The sequence below is a fragment of the Methylobacterium goesingense genome, assembly GCF_022179225.1.
GTDB lineage: Bacteria > Pseudomonadota > Alphaproteobacteria > Rhizobiales > Beijerinckiaceae > Methylobacterium > Methylobacterium goesingense.
On sequence record NZ_BPQL01000110.1, the window covers coordinates 1 to 5598 of the forward strand.

Consider the following 5598-nt stretch of genomic DNA (forward strand, 5'->3'; position numbering starts at 1 on the left):
GAGATCGGCGAGCGCCCGGCGCATCACCGCGATCTCCTGGCCCTGTTCGACGATGATCCCCTGCGCGAGGCGGCGCAGGACCGGATCCTTGCCGTAGAGCAGCTCCGCCTGGGCCATCGCGATCGCGCCCTCGTGGTGCGGGATCATCATCGCGGCGAAGTCGCGGTCCGGATCGCCCGAGGGCGGGACCATCATGTCGGCATGCATCCGCGTCATCGACTGCGCCATCACCGCGTCGAAGGACGCGGAGACGACGGCCGGCGGCTCGGCAGCGGCCAGCGTCGGGGGCATCATCATCCGGCCGCCGACGAGGCCGCCGGCCATCACGGCGGCCGTGAGCGCAAATCCCAATGCTCCGCGCATGAGCCGTCCTCCCTGTTCGTTGTCGAGGGGAGAGATGCCGGGGAAACGGTTTTATTCCCTGGCCGGGGACGAATTCGCGGCCCTGCCGATGTGATCGATCTTTTCCAAATGTCAGTGGAATAGACGCGCCCGTTCGGCATCTCTCCCAATGCGGTCATGGTCGACCGCCGGAGACCTCACTCATGCGCACCATGCTGATCCGCGCCGCCTTTGCGGCCTTCGCCTTCTCCGCCGTCGCCGCCCAGGCCGCTGCGCCTGCGATGACGGCCGAGACTGCCAAGGGGCCGGCGCTCGTCGATGCCAAGAGCATGACCCTCTACACCTTCGACAAGGACATGGGCGGCAAGTCGATGTGCAACGGCCCCTGCGCCGCCAACTGGCCCGCCCTGATGGCGGCGCCCGGCTCGGCTGCTAGTGGCGACTGGACGATGGTGACGCGGGACGACGGCACGATGCAGTGGGCCTATAAGGGCAAGCCGCTCTACACCTTCGCCAAGGATACGAAGCCCGGCGACATCACCGGCGACGGATTCCTCAACGGTGCATGGCACATCGCCAAGCCCTGATCGGTAAAGCCTCGTGGACGAGATCGCTGCCCTCATCGAACCGCAGATCCCAGCGTTGCGGCGCTACGCCGTCGCGCTGTTACGGGACCGCGAAGCGGCGGACGACCTCGTCCAGGACACTTTGGAGCGGGCGTTGTCCGGCTGGTCCGGACGCCGCCGCGACGGCGACCTGCGGGCCTGGCTGTTCACGATCGAGCGCAACCTGTTCCTCGGCACTGTTCGACGCCGGGGCCGGCGCGGCGTCGATCTCGGCGCGGAGGCTTTGGAGCAGGTGCCTGATCCGGGTGCCGACCCCGAGACCGCTATGGGAGCCCGTGACGTGCTCACCGGGCTCGATGCGCTGCCCGAGGAGCAGCGCTCGGTGCTGCTGCTCGTCGCGGTTGAGGATCTGTCTTATGCGGAAGCGGCCCAGGTGCTCGGAGTACCGCTCGGCACGGTGATGTCGCGGTTAAGCCGAGCCCGGGAGCGGATGCGAAGTTTTCTGGAAACCGGCCGAACCGGCTTGTTGAGGAGGGTAAAATGAGCGGGGATCCGCGCCCGGTCGGCGAGGACGACCTGCACGGCCTGATCGACGGTCGTCTGGAACCGGAGCGGCAGGCGCTGGTCGAGGCATGGCTCAGGGGAAATCCCGCGCGGGCGGCCGAGGTCTCGGCGGATCGCGCCTTGCGCGAGCGCTTGCGTGCCCGCCTCGCGCCGATCGCCGAGGAGGCGATCCCGGCGCGGCTCAGGGTCGCCAATATCCGCTCGCGACATCGCCCGATAACCGGGCGCTGGCTTCCGGTCGCGGCTGCGGCCGTGCTCTGCCTCGCGGTCGGCGGTGCCGCCGGCTGGTTCGGCCATGCCGTGCGGCAGGTACCCACGGTCACGCTCGCGCGAACCGAGCCGGCGACCGACGACGCAGTGGCGGCCTTCCGCACCTACGTGGTCGAGGCGGTGCATCCGGTGGAGGTGCGCGCCGACGAGAAGCCGCACCTCGTGACGTGGCTCTCGAAGCGCCTCGGCCGGGCGGTGACCACCCCCGACCTCACGGCCTACGGCTTCCGCCTGATGGGCGGCCGGCTGCTGCCGGCGGGTTCCGAATCCGCCGCGATGCTGATGTACGATGACGATCACGGCACCCGGCTGACGCTCTACAGCCGCGTGGGCGATGCGGATGGCCGCACGGTGTTCCGCTTCGCCCGCGAGGGCGATGTCGCTGCCTTCTCCTGGGTCGATGGCGGCATGTCCTACGTCGTGACGGGTCGCACCGACGAGGCGCGGCTGTTGACCGTCGCGCAGGCGGTTGACGCGCAGGTCCGTGGATTGCCGGTTCCGCCGCGGCAACCATGACCCTCGACCAACTCCGCATCTTCGTGGCCGTGGCGGAGCGGCAGCACGTGACCCGGGCTGCAGAGGCGCTGAACCTCGTCCAGTCGGCAGTCAGCACGGCGATCGCCAACATCGAGGGGCGGCACGCCACCAAGCTGTTTCACCGGGTCGGCCGCGGGATCGAGCTGACCGAGGCGGGACGCGTGTTCCTCGTCGAGGCCCGCGCCGTACTCGCCCGGGCCGAGGCCGCCGAACTGGTGCTCGCCGACCTCAGTGGCATGCGACGCGGGACGCTGGCCCTCTATGCCAGCCAGACCATCGCCAGCGACTGGCTGCCGCGCCACCTCGTCGCCTTCCGCCGGGCCTACCCTGAGATCGCCATCCGGTTGGCGGTGGGCAACACCACCGACGCCGCCGACGCGGTGCGCGCGGGGCAGGCCGAACTCGGCTTTGTCGAGGGGGCGCTGGACGACCCGACGCTCGCGAGCACGACCATCGCGCAGGACCAACTGGTCCTCGTGGTCGCCCCTGGCCATGCCTTCGCCGAGGCGACCCACCTCGAACCCGAAAACCTCGCCGGGGTCGATTGGGTGCTGCGCGAGGCGGGATCGGGAACCCGCTCGGCCTTCGAGGCGGCCCTGGGTGCGGCCGGCCTCGCAGCCGCCCAGCTTCGGGTCACGCTCGAACTGCCCTCTAACGAGGCGGTCCGCGCCGCCGTCGAGGCCGGGGGCGGGGCCGCCGTCCTGTCCGAGACCGTGGTCGCCGCCGCGCTTCGGGCCGGGACCCTGGTCCGGGCGGCGTTCGACTTACCGAGCCGGCCGTTCCGGGTGCTGCGCCACAAGGAGCGCTACCGCAGCCGGGCCGCCGACGCGCTTCTCGACCTGATCGCGACAGCGAATGCCGGATGAGCGAGCTCGCGAAACCCGTGCCCCCCGACGATCCCCGGGTGAGACTCGCCGAGGATCGGACGGTTCTAGCGGCCGAACGCACCTTCGTGGCGTGGCTTCGCACCGGGCTCGCGTTCCTAGGCGTCGGCCTCGCCGCGCAGCGCTTCCTGCGGGAGGTGCTCGCGGTCTGGCCGCTGAAGGTATTGTCGCTGACGCTGATCGGCTGCGCGCTCGCCTCATTCGCCGGCGCCGTGTGGCGGGACCGGGCGATCCGGGCACGGCTCGCCCATTCCGAGATCCCGATGATGCCGCGCCTCCTCACCGTCGGGATTGCGGCCCTGCTCATCGCGATCTCCGGCCTCGCGGCCACCGCCCTGCTCTGGGCGTGAGGGTCAGGCCACCGTCACTCGCACCCGGTGCCAGGCGGCGCTGAGGTAACCCTTGTAGTTCCAGGTGTCGTCGGGGGCGGCCGGCTGGGTCTGGCCGGCGGAATCCCAGGCCCGCACCGCGAGCTCGTGCTCGCCCGCGGTCAGTTCGCGCTCGATCTCCCAGAACGTCCAGGCGTAGGGCGCGTCGGCATCGCGCTCGATCCGGGCTTGCGCCCAGCTGCGGCCGCCATCCGTCGAGACGTCGACGCGGGCGACCGCGCGGTCGCTGGCGATGGCGTAGCCGCGGATCGCGTGCCGGCCGGCCTTCAACGCAGCGCCGCGGGCGGGCTCGCAGATCGCGCTGTTCAACGGCATCGCCTCGATGGTGATGCCGTGGGCCGGGTCGGCGGTCTCGGCCGTCACGTCGGGCGGAAACAGCTTGTAGTCGTCGGCCTGCATCGGGTTGTCGGAGGGCCGGTCCTGCACCGTGATCCGGGCGAGCCATTTCGGGCTGCGGATGCCGGCAAAGCCCGGCACCACCACGCGTAACGGATGGCCGTGCTCGGGGGCGAGAGGCTCGCCGTTCATCGCGAAGGCAAGCAGCGTCTCGGGCGCCAGCGCCTTGGCGAGCGGGATCGAGGCGCCGAAGCGCGTGTCCGTGTCCGCGATCCGGTCGTGGCTCTCGAAGGCGACGTGGCGCTCATCATCCGCTTTGATGCCGGCCGCGCGCAGCACGTCGGCGAGCCGCACGCCGGTCCATTCCGCATTACCGATGGCGCCGGGCGCCCACGGGTCGCCGGAGACCGGGGCCACCGCCAGCATGTCGGCCCGGCGGTTGCCGGCGCATTGCATCACCGCCGTCACGGTGACGGGCGCGAAGCGTTCTTTGAGATCGGCGAGGGAGAGGTCGAGGGGCGTCGCGACCATCCCGTCGACGGTCAGGCGGTAGCCGTCGGCGTCGAGGTCCGGGATGTCGCCGTGGCTGCGGACGTAGAAGTCGGCTTGATCAGTCAGGAAGGCGGCCCGCAGGCGATCGAGCGGCGGCTCGGCGTTGTAGGGCGTCTTTCCGTGGACGATGAGGCGGTCCTTGCGCTGGAACAGGCCGAGCATGGGGTCTTTGTCCTGCGTTCGCGACGTGTCGAGATCGAGAACGCGCCGGGCGCCGAAAGGCACCCGGCGCGCGACGCTTCACGGCTTCATCGTCGAAACCACCGCGTTCTTCGCGCGGTCGACCACGGCCACGCTGAGGTCGCGGTTGAGGACGTACGCGTGGGCGTTGTCACTGGAGAATGCGATCGCCTGGCGCGGCTCGTTCAGCCCGGTCACCGTGGCGACGACCTTGAGCGTGTCGGTGTCGATCACCGAGAGCGAGTTGTCCTTGAGGTTGCCCGAATAGACGAAGCGCCCGTCCGGGGTCAGCGCGGCACCGTAGGGGTCCTTGCCCACCGCGACTTCTGACGTGACCTTGCGGGCGGCGACATCGACCACACTGACGGTGTTGCGGCCGCTGTTGGCGGCAAACAGCGTCTTGCCGTCCTTGGTGATCGAGATGGCGCGCAGCTTGTCGAACCCGGCGATCTCGCTGGTGATCTTGTTGGTGGCGGTGTCGACCAACGTGATCTTGTCGCCGAGGAAGTTCGTCACGAACACGGTCTTGCCGTCCGGCGACAGCTTCACGCCTTGGCGCGGCTGCGCAAAGCCGGGGATCACGGCGACTGCGAGCATGGTCTTGGTGTCGAACACGGTCAGCGTGCTCGCGGCCTCGTTGTTGACGTAGAGCTTTGTCCCGTCGGCCGAGAGCACCGTGCCGAACGCACCGGGGCCCGCGGCAAGAACGCCGGCTTCTTTGCCGGTGCCGGTCTCGTAGACCGTGATCCGGCCCGTGCCGCTGTCGGAGACGTAGAAGCGGGCGCCGTCCGGCGCGAACACGATGTTGCGCGGCGTGACGAAGCCGTCGAGGCGGCGGAGCACCGTGCCCTTGGCGACGTCGTAGACGATGACGGCGCTCTCCTCGCTGTTCGACACCGCGGCGACCGTGCCGGCGGCGTTCAGGGCGAGCGCGTTGTTCTTGATTGCGCCGGCTTCGACGGCGCAATCAAGAACAAC

Annotated in this window: 8 protein-coding genes; 5 read left to right on the top strand and 3 right to left on the bottom strand. The window is 69.9% G+C overall.

Annotated elements, in window-relative coordinates; genetic code table 11:
• On the bottom strand, positions 1-363 hold a 363-nt coding region (copM, locus tag MFF30_RS18690), incomplete at its 3' end, for a CopM family metallochaperone (protein WP_238280986.1).
• Positions 364-545: 182 nt separating this feature from the next.
• Here copM and MFF30_RS18695 point away from each other — a divergent pair.
• From MFF30_RS18695 to MFF30_RS18715, 5 genes are read left to right on the top strand one after another with little or no spacing between them, the layout of a single operon-like run.
• Positions 546-929, top strand: coding sequence for a COG4315 family predicted lipoprotein (locus MFF30_RS18695; RefSeq protein ID WP_055958920.1), 384 nt, complete (start codon positions 546-548; stop codon positions 927-929).
• A gap of 13 nt (positions 930-942) precedes the next feature.
• Complete coding sequence (locus MFF30_RS18700; RefSeq protein ID WP_055958922.1) at positions 943-1452, top strand: RNA polymerase sigma factor; 510 nt, start codon at positions 943-945, stop codon at positions 1450-1452.
• A complete protein-coding gene (locus tag MFF30_RS18705; RefSeq protein ID WP_055958925.1) occupies positions 1449-2258 on the top strand; it encodes an anti-sigma factor family protein in 810 nt (269 codons plus the stop codon). The genes MFF30_RS18700 and MFF30_RS18705 overlap by 4 nt, the downstream gene beginning before the upstream one ends.
• Complete coding sequence (locus MFF30_RS18710) at positions 2255-3145, top strand: LysR family transcriptional regulator (protein WP_055958927.1); 891 nt, start codon at positions 2255-2257, stop codon at positions 3143-3145. Before MFF30_RS18705 ends, MFF30_RS18710 begins: the two co-directional genes overlap by 4 nt.
• A complete protein-coding gene (locus MFF30_RS18715; protein ID WP_055958930.1) occupies positions 3142-3513 on the top strand; it encodes a YidH family protein in 372 nt (123 codons plus the stop codon). Before MFF30_RS18710 ends, MFF30_RS18715 begins: the two co-directional genes overlap by 4 nt.
• A 3-nt stretch (positions 3514-3516) precedes the next feature.
• Here MFF30_RS18715 and MFF30_RS18720 read toward each other — a convergent pair whose 3' ends face one another.
• The gene (locus MFF30_RS18720; RefSeq protein ID WP_056096995.1) at positions 3517-4602 is read right to left on the bottom strand and encodes a molybdopterin-dependent oxidoreductase; all 1086 of its coding nucleotides are present in this window, start codon (positions 4600-4602) and stop codon (positions 3517-3519) included.
• Positions 4603-4680: 78 nt separating this feature from the next.
• Positions 4681-5598: beta-propeller fold lactonase family protein (locus tag MFF30_RS18725; protein ID WP_238280987.1), on the bottom strand; the 918-nt coding region annotated here is incomplete at its 5' end.

Coding starts and splice junctions, on each gene's coding strand:
- MFF30_RS18715 (WP_055958930.1), top strand. CDS start 3,142: ATGAGCGAGCTCGCGAAACCCGTGCCCCCCGACGATCCCCGGGTGAGA.
- MFF30_RS18710 (WP_055958927.1), top strand. CDS start 2,255: ATGACCCTCGACCAACTCCGCATCTTCGTGGCCGTGGCGGAGCGGCAG.
- MFF30_RS18720 (WP_056096995.1), bottom strand. CDS start 4,602: ATGCTCGGCCTGTTCCAGCGCAAGGACCGCCTCATCGTCCACGGAAAG.
- MFF30_RS18695 (WP_055958920.1), top strand. CDS start 546: ATGCGCACCATGCTGATCCGCGCCGCCTTTGCGGCCTTCGCCTTCTCC.
- MFF30_RS18705 (WP_055958925.1), top strand. CDS start 1,449: ATGAGCGGGGATCCGCGCCCGGTCGGCGAGGACGACCTGCACGGCCTG.